This window comes from Janthinobacterium sp. 61 (assembly GCF_002846335.1).
Classification (GTDB): Bacteria; Pseudomonadota; Gammaproteobacteria; order Burkholderiales; family Burkholderiaceae_D; genus Janthinobacterium.
In genome coordinates this window covers 256698-276157 of the sequence record NZ_PJMQ01000001.1, presented here as the reverse complement: position 1 = coordinate 276157, position 19460 = coordinate 256698, and the positions used below count along the sequence as shown (strand labels likewise).

The window sequence follows — 19460 nt, the reverse complement described above, 5'->3', positions numbered from 1 at the left end:
AATCCTGCAACATCTTGCCATACATTCAGAGAAATAGGTGGCCGCAAGTCGCCTGCGGAACGGCACAAGCGGCCTCGGGAGTAAATTTTTCCCGGCTGTCTTCCGACGCTAGCTTAATACAGTACGCCAGTGGAAAACAGCATTATCTGTCCCTTGCGCTGTTAAATACAGGCAACAGCAGAGTCAAAAGAGTCAGTCTTGCCGTGCAGACAAAACACAACAAGATTCAGGAAAAGTGGGCGCAAGACGGGGGCTGGGTGACTTCGTTCTTGATAGTGATTTGTGCCAAGAGCTGACGCAGCACGCGCGCATCGCTGGCCAGCGCCACATGGCCGATGCCGCCGAAGGCCAGATTGCGCGCGCCGGGCAAATGGGCGGAAGTTTGAGGCGCGACAATATTATCGTGATGTGAATACATCGAAGTGATCAGTGCGCGCCGTTCCGGCGTCTCGCTGGCGGCCAGCTGCGACAGCCAGGCGTCCGGTGCGCCATTGATGCGGCTCATCTGGCGCGCATTGCTGCCCGCCGCCAGGTTGGCCAGCGCCGTGCCATGGTGCGGCGTGCCGATGGTGATGATGCGGGCCACGCGGGCCACGCCATGCCGGCGCAGCCAGGCGCGCGCCACGAGGCCGCCCATGCTGTGGGCCACCAGAATGACTTGCCCGCTGCCCGTGCGGGCGCACAGCTGGGTAATGGCTTGCTCGACTTGCGGCACGAAATCCTCAATATCGGCGGCTATGGGCTCCAGGTCGACGGCGTCATGCGCGATGCCGGCCCGCGCCAACTGACGGCTCAGCTGCGTCCAGTAGCCGCGGTTGCACACATAGCCGTGAATCAGCAGCACCGGCAAGTCCCCAGCATCCGTGGCGGCGCCAGGCGCCTGCAGGCGCGGCCGCAGCATGTCCCACGACGAGGTCCACAAGGTGGCGCGCAATTCGCCCAGGAACAGGCGCGCGACGCCCAGCACACCCAACTGATATTGCGCTGGCACGGGGCTGCCGGCGCGTCGGCTCTGCCAGAAATTGCGCGCCACGATCAGCGCACGCGCGGCCAGCAGCATGGCCAGCGCCAGCAGCACGGCCATGGCGGGAGAGGCGACGCCCCATGCCTGCATGGCCAGATATGCCACTGCCAGCACGGCCAGCACTTGCAGCAGCATCAGCCACTTGAGGATGCGCGAGATCATGCCGTCGTCGCAGCAGAAACGGGAACGGGCGCGGGCTTGCCCGTCAACGCTTGCGCCAGGCCGCTGGCCAGGCGCGCGGCCAGCGCATAGATGCTCAGCTGCGGATTGGCGCCTATCGAGGTGGGGAACAGCGAACCGTCATGCACCGACAGGTTGCGCACGCCGTGGTAGCGGCCATCGGCCCCCGTCACGCCAAGGCGCGCATCGTCCGACATGGCGCAGCCGCCCATCACGTGGGCTGACACCACTCTGGCCAGCAGCGCCTTGAATGGCAAGCCGTTAATGGCCTGTTTCGCCTGAGCCCAGCTGGTGTAGTGGCTGGCCAGCTCGTGTACGGGATACACGCTTTTCGCGCCAGCGGCGAACTGGATTTCCGCCATCGACAGCAGCGCGCGCCGCACGCCATCCCAGATGAATGGCGTGAGCGGATAGTCGAGCACGGGCGCGCCGAAGCTGTCGATGGACACGCTGCCGCCCGCCGAATCATGGTGAAAGCCGTCGCGCAGCAACGCCAGCAAACCGTGCGCATGGGGGAATTCGCGCATGGTGCGCGCATGTTCATCACCGAAGCCGCCCATGGTGGTGGCCATCAGCAGCGGGTGCAAAGGCGGCGCTTCGAGTTTGTAGCCGATAGGACCATCGATGGGCGCCACGTGCAGGAAATGGTCGGAATAAATCGTTTGCGGCGCGCCCGCGTAGGCGTCGACGCGCTGCGGGAACAGGCCCGCCGAGATCACCGTCGGATGCAAAAAGGTGCGCCGGCCCAGCAAGCCATGCGGGTCAGGCGCCTGCGAGCGCAGCAGCAGCGCCGGCGAGTTGATGGCGCCGCCGGCCAGCACAAAATGTTTCGCCTTCACGGTCAGGCGCACGCCCGTCGGTACCTGCCCGCTGGCGTCCAGCGCGGTCACTTGCAGGCTGTCGATGCGCTCGCCCTTGAAGATGAAACGCTCGGCGCGCGCATGCACGAGCAGGCCCGCGCCCAGCGCCAGCGCAGCGGGGATCGTCGTCACCAGCATCGACTGCTTGGCGTTGGTCGGGCAGCCCATGCCGCAGTAGCCAAGGTTCCAGCAGCCGTTCACATTGCGCCGGATGGCTGCCGTCGGGATGCCCAGCGCCGTGGCGCCACGGCGCAGCAGATCGTTGTTTTCGTTGGGCGGCACGGCCCAGTCGCTCACGTGCAGGCGTTTTTCCATCATGGCGAACCACGGCGCCATCGCATCCACCGTGTAGCCGGCCAGGCCGAAGTTTTTGTGCCAGTATTCCAGGGTGCCGGGCGGCGTGCGAAAACTCGAGGTCCAGTTGACGGTGGTGGAGCCGCCCACGGTGCGTCCCTGCAGGATGTTGATGGCCTTGTCGCGCGTCTTGCGCGCGGCCGATTCCTGGTACAGCGCAGGATAGGCCTGCGCTTCGCGCATCTTGAAGTCTTTTGAGGACTTCAAGCCGCCCTCTTCGACGATCAAGACCTTCAGGCCAGCCAGCGCGAGGATTTCCGCCGTCACGCCGCCACCGGCACCGCTGCCGATGACGACGACATCAGCTTCCAGGCTTCGGTCGGAGGCCAGGGTGCTGGCGTCGGTGACGTTCCAGCCACTGGCCACGCCGATGGCGATGGGGTCGGGAATGGGAGATGTGCTCATAGTGTCCATGTCAGCTCAGTTCGGGCAGCGGTCCCGGATAGCCGATGGCGGCCCAGTGGGCGGCATCGGCGTACCAGGCGCCGAGGATCAGGTCGTGCAGGGCCAGATAAGCCGTCTGCAGGGTAGCCAGGCGGTGCGTACGCCACGACTGCAGGAAAGCGGCCACCTGGGCCGGGTCGGCCCCGGGCCAGCCACCGTGCACGCCGGCAACGAAGCGCCGCGCGGGTGCCAGCGCCAGCAAACCAAACAGGTCCTGCACCTCTTGCTGGGCCGCCAGGGGCAGGCCGTGGATGGCCGTTTCCACCCCGGCGATAGCGCCATCGAGCGCCTTGCTGCGCGTATCGCCCCCCTGTGGCAAGGCCTCGCCCAGCATGGCCGGCACGATGGCCGCCAGCGCCGCGCGCGCCTCGCCATCGAGTACAAAACGGCCCGGTGGCGCCGGCCCCCGCAGCGCGCGGTACGCGGCGCCGCCGGCGGCCAGCGCACAGGCGCCCAGCAAGCCCAGTTTCAGAAACGATCTGCGTCGCATCAGCATGTCTCCACCACCATGTCTCCCCTTGTTTTGTACGGCCTTTTGCAGGCAAGTGTACGCCAAAGGCATGGGCTGTCCGCACGCAAAACCTAGAGCGTCGCGTCTATTTTTTCGACGCAAACCATAACAGCAGCATGGCCAGCAGCGCCGCCAGCGCGCCGCCGATGGCGATGCTGGGCAAGCCGAAGGCGACGATCAGCGCGCCGCCCAGCGCACCGCCAGCGGCCGTGCCCGCATTGAAGGCGGCAATATTCAAGCCCGCCGCCACGGCGTCACTGCCCGGGCAATGCTGCTGCGCCAGGCGTAGCAAACGCATGGTCGACAGGGTGACGAGGGCAAAGAACAGCAAGCCCAAAGTGCCGCACAGGGCCAGCATGGCCAGCGGCTGGGCACGCAGCACATAAAACCCCAGGAGGTTGCACGCCAGCGCAGCCAGGGCCAGCATGGTGGATCTCAATGCGGATGGGCGATCCGCGCACCAGCCGCCCAGCAGGTTGCCGCCGATGGCGCCCGCGCCAAAGCACAGCATGGCGGCGCCCAGCCAGCCCGCATCGAGTCCGCCCAGTTGCAGCAGGAAGGGCGAGATATACGTGAAAAAGCTGAAGGCGGCTACGCTGACCAGCGCCGCCACCCCGGCCGCCAGCAGCAGGGGCGGCCGCACGATGGCGCGCAGGCTGGCCAGCGGCGATGCGACAACCGTCTCCTGGCGCGCGGCAGGCATGGCGAAGCGCAAGCCGGCGCCGCCGCACAGGGCAAGCACGCCGATGGCGGCGAATACCCAGCGCCAGGACGAGACGGCGCCCACCCAGGTCCCCAGCGGCACGCCGCCGGCCAGCGCCAGGGTCAGGCCCAGCCAGACGATGGACAGGGCGCGCCCCGCACGGGAAGGGTCGACCAGGCTCGTGGCCGCGTGCGAGGCCACCGCCATGAACACGCCATGCGCCAGGCCCACGACAAAGCGCACGCCCAGCAGCGCGCCCAGTGCCGGCGCTTGCGCCATGCCCAAGCTGCCGACCGCCAGCACGGCCATCGTGGCTACCAGGACCTGGCGCGTGGGCCGGCGCGCCAGCATGGCCGTCAGCACGGGCGCACCGATGGCCGCCCCCAGCGCATACGCGGCGATGGCGCCACCGGCGGCGGCCACGCTGGCATGCAAGTCGCGCGCCATGCCGGACAACATGCCGGCGGCAATGAATTCGGACAGGCCGAAGGCAAAGCTGCACAGGGAGAGCAGATAAATGGCGGGCGGCAGTGCGGTGGCGGCGCGGGGCGCGGCGGAGGCAGAAGCTAGGGACATGGCGATTCCAGGACAGGCAAAAACGCCATGCTGGCCCCTGGGCCATCATCTGTAAAATATCTTATTTATCTTGAAACGAGACGCTTAACGTCTCAATCTAACGTCACACTGGGTGCAGACAGCCGCAGTTGCGCCAGCAGCCGCTCGCGCACGGGAGAATGGCGCTGCGGGTCCCACGCCATATACAGGTCAAGCTGACGCAAAGCTTCGGGCGCAGCACTGTGCAGCGGGCGCATGACGACGCCGGCGGGCATGGACGCGGCCAGACTGGCCGGCAGCAGGGCCACGCCGAAACCGGCCGCTACCAGGCCCAGCACCGTTTGCAATCGGCGCGCCTGCTGCACCACGTGCGGCACGAAGCCCGCGTGCAGGCACAGGCTGGCCAGCTGGTCATGAAAACCCTGGCCCAACTCGCGTGGCGAGGCGACGAAATCGGCGCCGGCCAGGTCTGCCAGATCCACCCTCGCCTGCCCCGCGCAGCGGTGGCCGGACGGCAGCGCTACCAGGATGTCTTCGCCGGACAGGCGCTCGAAGCGCAAGCCCGGCGTGCTGCGCCCCGGCGCGCGCAGCAGGGCGATATCCACCTCACCCTGCTCCAGCCACTCGACCTGTTGCTGCGTCGACGCTTCGCGCAAGGTGAATTGCACGGCGGGCGAAGCGGCGCGGAAGGCGCGCAAGGCTTGCAATACGTGGGCATACGGCGTGATGTGGATGAAACTGAGGCGCAAGTGCCCCTCGATGCCCTGCCCCACGCGGCGCGTGGCGGCCACGCCCTCTTCCAGGCTGGCCAGCACCTGGCGCGCCGTGACAAGAAAAGTGCTGCCGGCCGGGCTCAAGCTGACCTTGCGGTTGCTGCGCTCGAATACGGGGTAGCCCAACGCCGCTTCCAGCCGCAGGATAGCCTGCGACAACGGCGGCTGCGCCATGTGCAGCCGTTCGGCCGCGCGCCGGAAATTGAGTTCCTCGGCGACGGCGATGAACTGGCGCAGCAGCCGGGTTTCTATCATGGGCCTTTTTTCGCCATCGCCAGGATATGCCGCGCGATGCCGCGCAGGATATTGACTTCTTCCGTTTCCAGCCCCGTGCGCGAAAACAGGCGTTTCAAGCGGGGCATGAGTTTTTTCGGGTTGTCGGCGTCCAGAAAATCGATCGCCACCAGCGCCTGCTGCAAGTGATCGTACATGCCGTCGACCTGCGCCAGGCTGGCTGCGTCGCCATGGAAACCGACGGGGCTGGCCAGCTGCCCATCACCCAGGGCCGCCACGCGGCATTCATAGGCGACGACCTGCGCCGCCTGCGACAGGTTCAGCGAGGAATACTCGGGATTGGCGGGGATGTTGATCAGCACATTGCACTGCTCGACGATCTCGTTGGGCAAACCGAAACGCTCGTTGCCGAAGATGACGGCCGCGTGCAGCTCGGTGCCGGCCGCCAGCTGGGCCGCGATGGCGCGCGGGGCCGTGACGGGCGGCGAGAATTCGCGCAGGCGGGCCGAGACAGCGGCCGCGTAGTTGCAGCCTTCGAGCGCCTCGGCGATCGAGCCAACGATGCGCGCGCCGGACAAAATATCCTGTGCGCCGCTGGCGAAGGCCACCGCTTCCGCGTCCGTCAAGGCATCGGGAAAACGGGGATTGACCAGCACCAGATCGGAAAAACCCATCGTTTTCATGGCCCGCGCGACGCCGCCAATGTTGCCAGGACGACTAGTTTCGACAAGAATAAATCGCAGGCGTTTGAAAAGAGACGTGTTGATTTCGGGCAGATTCATTTAAAATAGCGCTATTGCGCGGTATCGATACAGGAAATTTCGGGAAACGGAGTCACAAAACGCTGACTCCAGGCCGGGATTTTAACCACTTCGGCACCGCTCCGCTCTTTAATTCATTCTTGCACTCTATCGTACCGGCGCCGAAAGGCGACGCTGGGCGGTCGCGTGCTTTTAACGGAAGCTCACATGCACCCAATGCTCAACACGGCGATCAAAGCCGCCCGCCGCGGCGCCGCCGTCATCAATCGCGCCTCTTTTGACCTCGACCGCGTCGTCGTCACGGAAAAACAACATAACGATTTCGTCACTGACGTCGACCAGGCGGCTGAACAAGCCATTATCGAGGTGCTGTCCAAAGCCTACCCGGACCACGCGTTCCTGGCTGAGGAATCGGGAGCTTCCGCCAACTCGCACGACGAGAATGAATATCAGTGGATCATCGACCCGATCGATGGCACCACCAACTTTATCCACGGTTTCCCGCAATACTGCATCTCGATCGCGCTCGCGCATCGCGGCGTCGTCACGCAAGCCGTCATCTACGATCCGGTACGCAACGACCTGTTCACGGCCACCAAGGGCGCCGGCGCCTACCTGAACGAAAAACGCATCCGCGTGACCAAGCTGGACCGCATCTCGAACGCCCTGCTGGGCACCGGCTACGTGGCCGGCAGCGCCCGCGCGCTGGATGAATACCTGAAGATGTACGCGATCATGGGTGAACGCAGCCAGGGCGTACGTCGCGCCGGCTCGGCCGCACTGGACCTGGCCTACGTCGCTTGCGGCCGCCTGGACGGCTTCTACGAAAAAGGCTTGAAGCCATGGGATATCGCCGCCGGCGCCCTGATGATCACGGAATCGGGCGGAATCGTCGGTGAATTCAGCGGCGAATCGGACTACCTGTACAAGGGCGACGTCATCGCCGCCAGCCCGAAGATCTTTGGCCAGATGATTACCTTGCTGACGCCATTCGCTTGATGTAACACAAGCAGCTCCCACGAAAAAACCGGCTCTGGCCGGTTTTTTTGCATTCAGGGGCTGAAATGCCCCGCCACGACAAAACCCAGGGTCATGGCCACCACCATCGCCGCGCCTGTCGGCGTGGGTGGCGCGGGCGATGGCAGGTCGAACCAGCGGCATGCCACGCCCACCAGCACGCCGAGCACGGAGCCGGCCAGCATCACGTTCATGGCGCCTCCCCCGTCAATGCACGGCGCTGCAGGTACAGGTCCGTCAACCAGTAGCCGCAGCTGGTCAGAAACACCAGCAGCGCGGCGCCCAGCAGGGGCGGCGCCGGTACGGGGATGCGTGCCAACTGGCAGACAAAACCCACGACAAAGGCCAGCAGCAGGCCCAGCATCACTTTCCGGTAGCGCATGTCGCCTCCTAGAACGCGAAGCAGCTGCAGCCCAGCGTGCCCCAGAAACCGGAAAAGTCGGCAATCGGCACGGCCGACTTGCGTGCCCTGTCGTGGGCATGGGCATGCACGCCGCAGGCGCCCGCGCACTGGTGCGGCAGCAAGGCTTGCGCCGGCTTGGCTGCAGGACGGTAATGGCCCGGCACCGCGCGCACGGGCGACCATTCGGGCAGCACGGGAATCAAAGGCGGCGACAGGGAGGAAAATGCCCCCTGGCCGTAGACGATCTTGCCGCCCACCATGGTCAGCACGGATTCGATGGACTTGATCGCCTCTTCCGGCAGCGTGAAATAATCGGCCGACAGCACGGCAAGGTCGGCCAGCATGCCTTCGCGGATACGTCCCTTCTTGCCTTGTTCGCTGGAAAACCAGGCGCTGCCCGCCGTCCACAGTTCCAGCGCCGTATCGCGCGACAATCTGCCCGCTGCATCCGTCAGGGCCAGCCCGCCCACGGTGCGCCCCGATACCAGCCAGTACAGCGCCGTCCACGGGTTGTAGCTGGCGACCCGCGTTGCATCCGTGCCGCCGCCCACGGGCACGCCCGCATCCAGCATGCGCTGCACTGGCGGCGTCGCCTTGGCTGCGTCGGCGCCATAGCGCTCGACAAAGTACTCGCCCTGGAAAGCCATGCGGTGCTGGATGGCCAGGCCGCCGCCCAGCGCCTTGACGCGGTCGATATTTTTGGGGCTGATGGTTTCCGCGTGGTCGAACAGCCAGTGCAAGCCCCCGAAAGGCGTGTCGCGGTTGACCTTTTCGAACACGTCGAGCATGCGGCTGATCGATTCGTCATAGGTAGCGTGCAGGCGGAAGGGCCAGCGCTGCTCGACCAGGTGGCGCACGACCTTTTCCAGCTCGTCTTCCATGCCGGCCGCCAGCTCCGGGCGCGGTTCGAGGAAATCCTCGAAATCGGCGGCGGAAAACACCAGCATTTCGCCGGCGCCGTTATGCCGGTAAAAGTCCGTGCCGTCGCCGGGATTCACCATGCCGGTCCACTTCTGGAAGTCCTGCAATTCCGCGCCCTTGTTCTGCGTGAACAGGTTGTAAGCGATGCGGATGGTCAGCTGCTCTTTTTGCGCCAGCTCATCGACGACGGCGTAATCCTCGGGATAATTCTGGAAGCCGCCGCCCGCGTCGATGGCGCTGGTGATGCCCAGGCGATTCAGTTCGCGCATGAACTGGCGCGTGGAGTTGACTTGCAAATCGAGCGGCAATTTCGGGCCTTTCGCCAGGGTCGCATATAAAATCATGGCGTTCGGGCGGGCAATCAGCAAGCCGGTGGGGTTGCCGGCAGCGTCGCGCACGATTTCGCCGCCCGGCGGGTTCGGCGTATTTTTATCGTAGCCGACGGCGCGCAGGGCGGCGCGGTTCAGCAGGGCGCGGTCGTACAAGTGCAAGATGAAGACGGGCGTGTCGGGCGCGGCCGCGTTGATTTCATCGAGAGTGGGCATGCGTTTTTCCGCGAACTGGAATTCCGTCCAGCCGCCCACCACGCGCACCCATTGCAGATTTGGCGTGCGCAGCGCCTGATCTTTCAGCATGCGCAAGGCGTCGGCCAGCGAGGGCACGCCTTCCCAGCGCAATTCCAGGTTGTAGTTCAAGCCGCCTCGTATCAGGTGCAAATGCGAGTCGTTCAGGCCGGGAATCACCGTGCGGCCATCCAGGTCGATCACCTGCGTGGCGGGACCGCGATGGCGCATCACGTCTTCAGCGTCGCCCACGGCGAGAAATTTGCCATCGGCGATGGCGACGGCGGACGCCAGCGGCTGCGTCCTGTCGACCGTATGGAAACGGCCATTGAGTAAAATCGTGCTAGCGTGCATGGGAACTCCCGATTCAGGTGAATGATACCGCCCCGCCGTAGGACGGCGGTGGCGTGATATCAATAAAATCTCAATGGCCTTCGCTGGCGTTGAACATGGATTTGGCGTAGATCAAGCCCAGGCCATAGCCGCCGCCGTGCGCCACGGCCGTCGCCACCGTCTCGTTGTAGGTCTCGCCGCGGGCCCAGTCGCGCTGAAGTTCCAGCAAGTATTGCACGGACGTCATCGGCTGCGCGCCCGCCTGTATCATGCGCTGCATGGCCATCGCATGCGCTTCATCGGACACGTCGCCGCTGGCATCGGCGATCACGTACACCTCGAATCCCTGCTCCAGCGCCGACAGCGCGGGGCCCACGATGCAGACGGACGTCCACAGGCCCGCCAGCACGATCTTGTCCTTGCCGTAGCCATTCACCTTGTCGGCGATGCGGGCATCTTCCCAGGTGTTCATGCTGGTGCGGTCGACCGGCGCCTGTTCCGGGAAGACGGACTGGATTTCGTCGAAGATGGGGCCGGAGAAGGACTTGGCGGCCACCGTCGTCAGGATCGTCGGCACCGTGAATTCGGCCGCCGCCTTGGCCACCAGGGCCGCATTGTTGCGCAGCAGGGCCAGGTCGATGGAGCGGGTGGCAAACGCCATCTGCGACTGGTGATCGATCATGATCAGGGTATGATCGTTCGGGGTCAGCAGTTTTTGTGCGGCTTGGGCGGTGGCGACAGGCATGATGTTTTCCTCGTGAAAATAATTGAATATAAAAATAATCGTGTCCCTCCCGCGCAATGTAGCGCCTTTCTTCTTGCGCCAGCATGCTGCGGGTCAGTGATATGCAGTATGCATGCATCAAATTGAAAACAAAAACGGAAAGAATACCAAGCTATATTCGATTTTTTCGATGATACAAAATAAGCACACCGAGACCAACTACACGGAGAAAAACATGGGATTTGAATTCAGGATCACGGCCAGCCTGACGCCGGGCCAGCGCCAGCACCTCGAACAACTGCTTGCGGCGCGGCCGCAGGCGCCCAGCAACATGCCCGACACGGACGTCAGGCTGACGAATGCCGGCCTGTATATCTGCCAGTCCTTGCGCCCGGAGGCGTGGCATGGCCTGGACGCCCTGCGCTCCTACCTCGATGCGCAGGGCGTGCCGCATGCCGTCGAGGAGATCGACGACTGAAGCTACAGGGCGCCTTCCAGCATCACCCGCCAGCTGCGGTAGGTGCCCGCAGCGACCGTGCGCAGGGCACTGCCCGCGCCATCCGCATACAGGCTGCGCGTGCGCTCAGGCTGCCGCAGCAGGTTGGCGCCCGACACGCGCAGGCGCAGCTGCTCGCTGAACTTCCACAGCGCATAAATATCCAGCTCGCGCCGGGCGCCCTGCCAGGCCAGCAGCTGGCTTGACTCGCGCGACAGCCCTCCCGCCTGGTAATGCAGGTTGCCGCCCAGGGTCAGCGGCCTGTTGGCCAGCTGGTAATCCGCGCCCAGGTTGGCGCTCCACGGCAGCTGGCCATCGAGGCGGTTGTATGGGCCGGGGACGGCGTCCACCGCGGACCAGTTGCGCGCCAGATTCGCCCGCAGGTCCAGCGCAGGGGCACCGGCAAACAGCGCCGTCAACGGCAGCTTCGCTTCCAGCTCGATGCTGCGCACCTGCGCACGGCCATTGTTGACGGGCCCGGCCACCCAGCGCCCGTTGGCCAGGTGCAGGCGGTCCAGCATGACGTCGCTGATCGTGCGCAGCGAAGCGCTGGCACCCAACATGGCCCCCTCGCCCAGGTAGTATTCGTAGGCGGCATCCAGGCCCCATGCCAGTTCAGGGCGCAGCGCAGGGTTGCCCTGGTTGTCGGGGTTCGTGGGACTATTGCCGTTGTCGACGATATAGGGGCGCGGGATCAGCTGGAAAATCTGCGGCGCCTTGTAGGTGCGCGTGATGGCCAGGCGCACTTGATCCTTGCCAGCGAACTTCCACAGGCTTTGCAGCACGGGGCTCCACACCTGTGCGCGCACGTCGACGGGCTCCGCGCCACCGGTGGCGCTGGCCGTGCGCCAGGCTTCCCAGCGCAGGCCCAGATACAGCGACCAGCGCGCGGACACCTCCCATTCATCCTGCGCGAACAGAGCCAGGCGCCGCACCGTGGCCACATACTCTTCTTCCGGCAAGACAGGCGGCCCGCCCGGTTCCAGCTGTCGCTCGCGGCGAAAATCCGCGCGCCGCCGGTGGCCCGCTTCCCAGCCCGCCGCCAGCGCGTGCCCCTCGCCCAGAGTCCGGCGATAAGTTCCGCTGGCCTGCACGCCCACATCGTCCACGCCCGCATCGACCAGGCGCACATTCGCCGGCCCGGGCACGGCGCCGACACCCTGGAACAGATAATCGCTGCTGCGGTGGTTGACATCGAGGCCGAGTTTTACATCGAGGCTGGCACCATGTTCGAGCTTGCGCAGCCAGTGCAGATCGCTGCGCACGGTGCTGCTGTCCTGATTGAAGGCGGCGTCGTTGTCCGGATACCCGGTATGACCGCCCAGGTAAGCCGTTTCCACCACATGACGGCGGCTGGCCAGGCGGCGGACATTGAGCAGGCTTTGCCAGGCCAGGCTGCCCTCGCCCGCCAGCGCCCATTGCAATCGGGGCGCCAGCTCGAACGTATCACTGGTCACGCGCTCGGTCAGCGGCATGTGGCGCACTACCGTGGGCGTGCCACCGGCAGCATATTCGCGGTTCCATTCATCGAGCAAACCCCGGCGCCCTGTGTGGCCTAGCGTGCCGGCCAGCGCATACGACAGGCGCCCGTCCCGGTCCGTCCATTGCACGCCAGCGCTGCCGGCGGACATGCCGTTGCTGGCCGAGCTACCCAGCTTGAAGGTGCGCTCGCGCCGCTTGCCAGATCTTTTCAGCACGATGTTGATGGAGCCGGCGATCGCCTGCGCGGAAAACTCCGCCGTGGCGGCGCGCATGATTTCCACGCGCTCGACCAGTTCCGGGTCCAGAGAGTCGAGCGAAAAACCGGCCGGCACGGGCACGCCGTCGAGCATGACGAGGGTATACCCCTGTCCCAGCCCGCGCAGCTGGATTTGCCCGCCAGTCGTGCCCGAAGGCGTGCCGGCCGGCGCGCCGATGGTAACGCCGGGCAGGCGCTTCAAGGCATCGGACAGCACGCGGTCGCCCTGGCGTATCAGTTCATCGTGGCCGACGACGATGCCGGCGACAGAGTCGCTGCGGCGCTGGTCCATTTTTCCCGCACTGACTGTCACGGAAGGAAGGGTGTCGTCGGCACGGACGTGCGCCGTCAACGGCAGCGCGAGGCTGCACAAGAGAATACTCAATCGCATGGGAATTCCAAAAAGGAGGAACGGTCACCGGGCCAGGCGCGCCGCGCCGGCCCGGCCTGCAGGCGTCAGCGGCCGAACTGCTCCTTGCGCATGCGCAAGGCGCGCGCGCTGGCGTTGGCATCGAGGCCGGCCAGCCACTGCTGCGGATCCTGCAAGCGCCCGTTATGGCTGACCTGGAAATGCAAATGCGGCCCCGTCGCCAGGCCCGTGGCGCCCACTGAGCCGATGGCCTGCCCTGCCGTGACGGCCATGCCGGTCGTGAGCGTGACCCGGTCGAGATGCGCATACAGCGTCTCGATGCCACCGCCATGATCAATGCGGACGGCCTTGCCGAGGCGCGCATCTTCGCTGACGCTGGCGATGCCGTCGGCCGCCGCATGCACGGGCGTGCCGCGCCTGGCGCCCAAATCGATGCCGCTATGTCCTTGCGGCGTCATCTCGCGCACCACGCCAAAGAAGCCGGTCACACGCATGGTATCGAGGGGATTGCGCCAGACAGTTGGCGCCGGGGCTGGCGCAGCGAGCACGGCTGCCGGTGCGGCAGCCACCGCCCACGCCAGTGCCGGCTGCAGCGCCAGGCTGGCCGCGCCGATGGCGCACAGCAGCAGCGCCGTCAGTGCCCGCAAGGCCGGAGGCAAGCGATCCTGCCCGTCACGCATCCGCAGCAGGCGCTCGGCCAGGCGGCCGCCGCCAAACGCCAACCCTGGCAGCGGCTGGGCCTGCAGGCCCAGCTGCTTGACCAGCGCCGCCGCATATTGCTGGCGCTGGCGCGCAGGGCGGCCAGCCAGTACCTGGCGGTCGCAACCGAGCTCCTGCGCCCAAGCCAGCTTGCCGGACAGCCAGCGTGCGGCCGGATTGAACCACAGCAGCGCCTGCAGCATGGTGGCCAGCAGCAGGAGCAAGGGGTCGCGGCGGCGTGCATGGGTCAACTCATGGGCGATCACCATTTGCTGCTGTTCGGGCGTAAATTGCGCCAGGTGTGCCGGCAGCAGCAGACGCGGCCGCCATACGCCCACCAGCATCGGCGAGATAGGCGCATCCACTTCCAGCACATCCATGCCATGCAGCCGGCGCCGCTGCGCCAGCCGGAGCAAGGTGCGCAACATGGCGCGGCCACGCTGCCAGCGCCAGGCTGTGCAAGCGACGCCCAGCAGATAGACCAGGCTCCAGGCGGCCGGAACCAGGGACAGCCACGCAGCACCGGATGGCAGCCCGGCAACTGGCGCATCCATGGCCATCGCCATGCCGGGCGTTGCGCTGGCCAGGGAAACCGGCACGCTCACCCCGGGCACCACGCTCAGCTGTCGCGTGTCAGGCAACAGCGGCAGCACAAACACGGCGGCCAGCACCAATTGCGCGCCGAGCCACACGCTGCGCTGCGCCGCCAGCGCAGGCCAGCGCCGTTGCCCCAGGTACAGCAAGCCTTGCAGCAGCCAGCCGCTCAGCAGGCAGGCAGCCGTTGCCTGCAGCAAAGTCAGGGTAAACAAGCTCATCGCTTACTCCTTGCTGTCGAGAGGCCAGTCGTGCAGCAGTTGTTCCAGCGCCGCCAGTTCCTGCTGGTCCACCAGTTTGCTGCCTGTAAACATACTGACCGGCAAGGGGCTATCGATTTCCATCACGCGGCGGCCGAAGTCATGGGCGAACGCGGCCAGGGTGGCCACCTTGTCCACATTGGCTTCATAGACGAGTACGCCGTGCACGCTGCGCTGCAGCAGCATGCCCTTGTCCAGCATGCGCTCCAGGGTCTTGCGCGTGGATGAAAACGACCAGCCCAGCGCATCTTCCACGCGGGCGTGCAACTCACGCGCGGAAAGCGGCTGCTCTTTCCACAGGGCTTTCAATAACGATAGTTCAGTGACGGAGGGCGTACTCATGGTGATTCCTTCTAGTGACTATTGACACAATTATGCGACAACAGTCACACGCGCGCAAGCGCTATTTGCGACATCTGTCGCATGCGCTGAATCATTAGAATTCTTCCCACTCATCCCCTCCCGAACGCTGTTTCCCCGCCAGAGCTTGTGGCGCGCGGGGCGCCACTGCCCTGGCGGGAAGACGGGCCACCGCGCGCGCTGCCACCACGGGCGCGGGATGGCGCACGATGGGACGGGGAGCCAGCGCCGGAATGGCGTCCACCTGCGCTGTCGTGAACACGCTCACCGCATCGGCCAGACGGGCGGCCTGCTCCTGCATGGATTCCGCCGCTGCCGCAGCCTCTTCCACCAGCGCGGCGTTTTGCTGGGTCACCTGGTCCATTTCGCTGATCGCCTGGTTGACTTGCTCGATGCCGGCCCGCTGCTCGTCGCTGGCGGCCGAGATATGCCCGACAATGCTGCTGACCTTGTGCACGCTATCGACGATCTCGCGCATGGTGTGGCCCGCCTCGTCGACCAGGCGCGCGCCACTCTCCACCTGCGCCACCGAGTCGTTGATGAGAGCCTTGATTTCCCTGGCGGCACTGGCCGAACGTTGCGCCAGGTTGCGCACCTCGGTGGCGACGACCGCAAAGCCGCGCCCCTGCTCACCCGCCCGGGCCGCCTCGACGGCCGCGTTCAGGGCCAGGATATTCGTCTGGAAGGCGATGCCGTCGATCACGCCGATGATGTCGACGATCTTGCGCGACGAGTCGTTGATCGACCCCATGGTGTCCACCACTTGCGCCACCACTGCGCCGCCTTTGCCGGCCACGGCCGAGGCCGACGCCGCCAGGCCGTTGGCCTCGCTGGCATTCTGCGCGTTCTGCTGTACCGTGCTGGTCAGTTCCTCCATCGACGACGCCGTCTCTTCCAGGGAACTGGCCTGCTGTTCCGTGCGCGCGGACAAGTCGATATTGCCCGAGGCAATCTGGCGCGATGCCGTGGCGATGGCCTGCGTGCCGCCGCGCACTTCGGTGACGATGCGCAGCAAGCTTGTCGTCATGTCTTTCAATGCCTGCATCAGCTCGCCCGTCTCATCCTTTGAGCGCACTTCCACCTGCACCGTCAAGTCGCCCTGCGCCACCTGCCTGGCCACGTTGATCGCCGAGCGCAACGGCGTGCTGATGTTACGCGCCAGCCACCAGGCGATCATGGCGGCCAGGATCAGCGCCACCGCGCCGCCGCCCAGCAAGGTCCAATGCGCCTGCGCCTGCAAGGCCGCCGCCGCTTCCGAGCGCCGCGCCAGCAGCGTCGTTTCCGCCTGGCCGATTTCGCCCAGCAGTGCCCGCATGCCATCCATGCCCTGCTTGCCCCGGCCCTCGTTCACCAGCGCCAGTACAGGCTCGATGGCGGCCGTGCCCTGCGCCACGGCGCGCCGCATGGCGATCACGGGCTCGAGCGCGCCAGCCAGCCAGGCTTGCTTGGCAACATCGAGCTTCGCCAGGCGCTCCTGCTGGGCCCGGTTATCGATAGTCAAGGCGCGCGCCGTGGCCAGGTGCGTGCCAAACCCGGCCTGACCCGCCTTGTAGGGCTCCAACGATGCCTCCGCGCCCGTGATCACGTAGCCGCGCTGGCCTGTTTCCATGTTGATCAGGCTTTCCAGGATCGCACTGTTTTCGGCGAGTACCTGGTAAGTGTGGGTATTGATGGCATTGGCGTCGCCCAGCCGTGAGACATTCAGTGTGGCGACAGTGACCAGGGCGGCCAGCAACAGGACGATGGTGCCGAAACCGCCATACAGGCGGGTGGCGATGCGAAGATCGGCGATACGCATGATATTCCTCCAGGAATGAACACCCCGGCGCCACGGTGAGTCCCGCGCATGGAGTGCTGCAGGGAATAATAGGGAAGAACGACAATACGAAGCGCGCCCTTACTTTTCTTTACTTGCGGCATTGCAAACCTGAAACAAAACAGGCGCGTTTTTGCCATGCTGTTATACTTCGCGTGTGCGGCACATATGACCAGTCCCCTTGCCGCTGTCTTTCGACCCCTAATCTGATTGCCTGCGACTGGCGCCCCACGATGGCGACAGGCCGATCTCACAATAAAGTTACCATGTCCTTTTCCTCCCTCGGATTGTCCGACGCTATCGTACGTGCCGTTACCGAACACGGCTACACCGTGCCGACCCCGATTCAGTCGCAGGCGATTCCCGCCGTGCTGGCTGGCGGCGACTTGCTGGCCGGCGCACAGACCGGCACCGGCAAGACGGCCGGCTTCACCCTGCCCGTGCTGCACCGCCTGTCGACTGACGCGAATGGCGCGGCCATCACCAGCAACACTTCCACGCGCCCGATCCGCGCCCTGATCCTGGCACCGACGCGCGAACTCGCCGCGCAGGTCGAGGAAAGCGTGCGCACCTACGGCAAATACACCAAGCTGAACTCCACCGTGATCTTCGGCGGCGTCGGCATCAACCCGCAAATCAAGCAGCTCAAACACGGCGTCGACGTGCTCGTCGCCACGCCGGGCCGCCTGCTGGACCACATGGGCCAGGGCACGGTTGACCTGTCGAAAGTGGAAATCCTGATTCTCGACGAAGCCGACCGCATGCTCGACATGGGCTTCATCCGCGACATCAAGAAAGTACTGGCCGTGCTGCCGCCAAAACGCCAGAACCTGTTGTTCTCGGCCACGTTCTCGGAAGAGATCAAGGCCCTGGCCGACGGCTTGCTGAACAAGCCAGCCATGATCGAAGTGGCGCGCCGCAATTCGACCGTGGAAGTGATCAAGCAAAAGATCCATCCCGTCGACCGCGACAAGAAGCACCCGATGCTGTCCTACCTGATCAAATCGAACAACTGGACGCAAGTGCTGGTGTTTACGCGCACCAAGCATGGCGCCAATAAACTGGTCGAGCAGCTGGGCGCGGACGGCATTGGCGCCCTGGCCATCCACGGCAACAAGAGCCAGTCGGCGCGCACGCGCGCGCTGTCCGAGTTCAAGGATGGTACCTTGCAAGTGCTGGTCGCCACCGACATCGCCGCGCGCGGTATCGATATCGACCAGTTGCCGCACGTCGTCAACTACGACTTGCCGAACATTCCGGAAGACTATGTGCACCGTATCGGCCGCACGGGCCGTGCCGGCGCCAAGGGCGAAGCCGTGTCGCTGGTCTGCGTGGATGAGCACGAAATGTTGAAAGACATCGAAAAGCTGATCAAGCAAACCCTGCCGCGCGAAGTCATCGAAGGCTTCGAGCCAGACCTGAACGCCCGCGCCCAGCCTGTGCAATTGCGCAGCGGCACCGGTGGTCACCGCAACAACAGCCGCGCGCCAGCAGGCGCCGTGGTGCGCGTGAAAACCGGCGGCAGCGGCGCCAAGCCACGCAGCGCCGGCCCAGCGGGCGGCGGTGGTGGCAACCGTAGCGGCAATGCGCCGCGTTCGGCAGCGAATCACCGTTCCGGCGGCCGCGGCCGCTAAACCGCGGCCTTAACGCTGCTGCGCGGGGCGCTATTGCGTTTGCCTTGCTCGCCGTACTCCAGTACGGCTGCGCGACTCGACGCAATATCACTGCCGCTCGCTACGCTTTCAGGCGGCGTTTGTCTTGATTAAAAAGACGATAAGACCGTTCCAGAACTTGCTTCTGGAACGGTTTTTTTATGCACGCCACCAATTGCCAATTTGGGCTAGGATAGTGCCTATCGTCCTCACCTGCGTGCTGCCATGCCGAACTTCGCTGCCAACCTCAGCATGATGTTTACCGAACTGCCCTTCCTGGACCGTTTTGCCGCCGCCAGGGAAGCGGGCTTCGATGCCGTCGAATTCCTGTTTCCCTATGCCGTCGAGGCGCGCCAGATCGCCATGCGGCTGGAACGCCACCACCTGCAACTGGCCGTGTTCAACTTTCCGCCCGGCGACTGGGAACATGGTGAACGGGGCATCGCCTGCGATCCTCGCCGGCGCGAGGAATTCCACAGCAACGTGCAACTGGCGCTCAACTATGCGCTAGCGCTGGGGGCGAAACAGTTGCACTGCATGGCTGGCATTGTGCCGCCCGGCATGAGCCAGGAGCGGGCGCGGCAATGCCTGATCGGCAACCTGCAATGTGCGGCCGACGCCTGCCGTCCACACGGCATCAACGTACTAATCGAGCCGATCAACCACTACGACATGCCCGCTTACTTTCTGAACCATAGCCAGCAGGCGGCCGACATCATCGCCGACTGTCAGCGCAGCAATATTTTCTTGCAATACGACATTTATCACATGCAGCGCATGGAAGGCGAACTGAGCAATACTATCCGCGCCATGCTGCCCCTGATCCGCCACATCCAGATCGCCGACACGCCGGGCCGTCACGAACCGGGCACGGGGGAGATCAACTATCGCCACTTGTTCAAGCTGCTGGACCAGGTCGGCTACGCAGGCTGGGTCGGCTGCGAATACCGTCCCGCCAGCGATACCGTGGCCGGACTGGGCTGGCGAGAGCAATTGACGGGCACATCAAACATTGCGCGCGCGATAGGCAACTGATCGCAACGCGCTTGCGCCCGCACAAGGCGGGCAGCGCAGTGCGACACGACAATACCTTTCCATACAGTATTTACTGTCGA

At 65.1% G+C, this 19460-nt stretch carries 18 protein-coding genes; 4 read left to right on the top strand and 14 right to left on the bottom strand.

Annotated elements, in window-relative coordinates; translation table 11 throughout:
* Positions 1-226 precede the first annotated feature (226 nt).
* The 6 genes from CLU92_RS01320 to CLU92_RS01295 all read right to left on the bottom strand — a co-directional run bounded on the left by CLU92_RS01320 (position 227) and on the right by CLU92_RS01295 (position 6420).
* The gene (locus CLU92_RS01320; protein ID WP_101480407.1) at positions 227-1186 is read right to left on the bottom strand and encodes a triacylglycerol lipase; all 960 of its coding nucleotides are present in this window, start codon (positions 1184-1186) and stop codon (positions 227-229) included.
* Entirely contained in the window at positions 1183-2823 is a 1641-nt protein-coding gene (locus tag CLU92_RS01315; protein WP_101480406.1) for a GMC family oxidoreductase, read from the bottom strand. Before CLU92_RS01315 ends, CLU92_RS01320 begins: the two co-directional genes overlap by 4 nt.
* 10 nt (positions 2824-2833) lie before the next feature.
* The gene (locus CLU92_RS01310; protein WP_101480405.1) at positions 2834-3358 is read right to left on the bottom strand and encodes a hypothetical protein; all 525 of its coding nucleotides are present in this window, start codon (positions 3356-3358) and stop codon (positions 2834-2836) included.
* Positions 3359-3458: 100 nt separating this feature from the next.
* On the bottom strand, positions 3459-4652 hold the full coding sequence (locus tag CLU92_RS01305; RefSeq protein WP_257560796.1) for an MFS transporter: 1194 nt from the start codon (positions 4650-4652) through the stop codon (positions 3459-3461).
* A 92-nt stretch (positions 4653-4744) separates the two neighbouring features.
* A complete protein-coding gene (locus CLU92_RS01300) occupies positions 4745-5659 on the bottom strand; it encodes a LysR substrate-binding domain-containing protein (protein ID WP_101480404.1) in 915 nt (304 codons plus the stop codon).
* The gene (locus tag CLU92_RS01295) at positions 5656-6420 is read right to left on the bottom strand and encodes an RNA methyltransferase (RefSeq protein WP_101480403.1); all 765 of its coding nucleotides are present in this window, start codon (positions 6418-6420) and stop codon (positions 5656-5658) included. Before CLU92_RS01295 ends, CLU92_RS01300 begins: the two co-directional genes overlap by 4 nt.
* Positions 6421-6615: 195 nt before the next feature.
* On the opposite strand from CLU92_RS01295, the gene CLU92_RS01290 reads away from it, so the two are divergent.
* Positions 6616-7398 carry an inositol monophosphatase family protein gene (locus tag CLU92_RS01290; RefSeq protein ID WP_035826389.1) on the top strand — a complete coding sequence of 261 codons (783 nt, stop codon included), beginning with the start codon at positions 6616-6618 and terminating at the stop codon, positions 7396-7398.
* A gap of 53 nt (positions 7399-7451) precedes the next feature.
* On the opposite strand, the gene CLU92_RS01285 is transcribed toward CLU92_RS01290, so the two are convergent.
* The 4 genes from CLU92_RS01285 to CLU92_RS01270 form a co-directional block, all read right to left on the bottom strand.
* Positions 7452-7610, bottom strand: a complete 159-nt coding sequence (locus tag CLU92_RS01285; RefSeq protein WP_101480402.1) for a DUF1427 family protein — start codon at positions 7608-7610, stop codon at positions 7452-7454.
* Positions 7607-7798: a DUF1427 family protein gene (locus CLU92_RS01280; protein ID WP_101480401.1), complete on the bottom strand. Its 192-nt coding sequence runs from the start codon at positions 7796-7798 to the stop codon at positions 7607-7609. Before CLU92_RS01280 ends, CLU92_RS01285 begins: the two co-directional genes overlap by 4 nt.
* 8 nt (positions 7799-7806) lie before the next feature.
* Complete coding sequence (locus tag CLU92_RS01275; RefSeq protein ID WP_101480400.1) at positions 7807-9657, bottom strand: amidohydrolase; 1851 nt, start codon at positions 9655-9657, stop codon at positions 7807-7809.
* A 70-nt stretch (positions 9658-9727) separates the two neighbouring features.
* On the bottom strand, positions 9728-10381 hold the full coding sequence (locus CLU92_RS01270) for a hydrolase (RefSeq protein WP_101480399.1): 654 nt from the start codon (positions 10379-10381) through the stop codon (positions 9728-9730).
* A 214-nt stretch (positions 10382-10595) separates the two neighbouring features.
* Here CLU92_RS01270 and CLU92_RS01265 point away from each other — a divergent pair, with 214 nt between their 5' ends.
* Positions 10596-10838 carry a hypothetical protein gene (locus CLU92_RS01265; protein WP_143452511.1) on the top strand — a complete coding sequence of 81 codons (243 nt, stop codon included), beginning with the start codon at positions 10596-10598 and terminating at the stop codon, positions 10836-10838.
* A 2-nt stretch (positions 10839-10840) separates the two neighbouring features.
* Here CLU92_RS01265 and CLU92_RS01260 read toward each other — a convergent pair whose 3' ends face one another.
* The 4 genes from CLU92_RS01260 to CLU92_RS01245 all read right to left on the bottom strand — a co-directional run bounded on the left by CLU92_RS01260 (position 10841) and on the right by CLU92_RS01245 (position 16675).
* Complete coding sequence (locus CLU92_RS01260; RefSeq protein WP_101480397.1) at positions 10841-12985, bottom strand: TonB-dependent siderophore receptor; 2145 nt, start codon at positions 12983-12985, stop codon at positions 10841-10843.
* A gap of 65 nt (positions 12986-13050) precedes the next feature.
* Complete coding sequence (locus CLU92_RS01255; RefSeq protein WP_101480396.1) at positions 13051-14478, bottom strand: M23/M56 family metallopeptidase; 1428 nt, start codon at positions 14476-14478, stop codon at positions 13051-13053.
* 3 nt (positions 14479-14481) lie between these two features.
* Positions 14482-14859 carry a BlaI/MecI/CopY family transcriptional regulator gene (locus CLU92_RS01250; RefSeq protein WP_101480395.1) on the bottom strand — a complete coding sequence of 126 codons (378 nt, stop codon included), beginning with the start codon at positions 14857-14859 and terminating at the stop codon, positions 14482-14484.
* A gap of 94 nt (positions 14860-14953) precedes the next feature.
* The gene (locus CLU92_RS01245; RefSeq protein WP_101480394.1) at positions 14954-16675 is read right to left on the bottom strand and encodes a methyl-accepting chemotaxis protein; all 1722 of its coding nucleotides are present in this window, start codon (positions 16673-16675) and stop codon (positions 14954-14956) included.
* A 284-nt stretch (positions 16676-16959) separates the two neighbouring features.
* Between CLU92_RS01245 and CLU92_RS01240 the strand changes: the two genes are divergently transcribed.
* On the top strand, positions 16960-18327 hold the full coding sequence (locus tag CLU92_RS01240) for a DEAD/DEAH box helicase (protein ID WP_101480393.1): 1368 nt from the start codon (positions 16960-16962) through the stop codon (positions 18325-18327).
* A gap of 243 nt (positions 18328-18570) precedes the next feature.
* A complete protein-coding gene (otnI, locus tag CLU92_RS01235; RefSeq protein ID WP_101480392.1) occupies positions 18571-19380 on the top strand; it encodes a 2-oxo-tetronate isomerase in 810 nt (269 codons plus the stop codon).
* Positions 19381-19460: the final 80 nt, after the last annotated feature.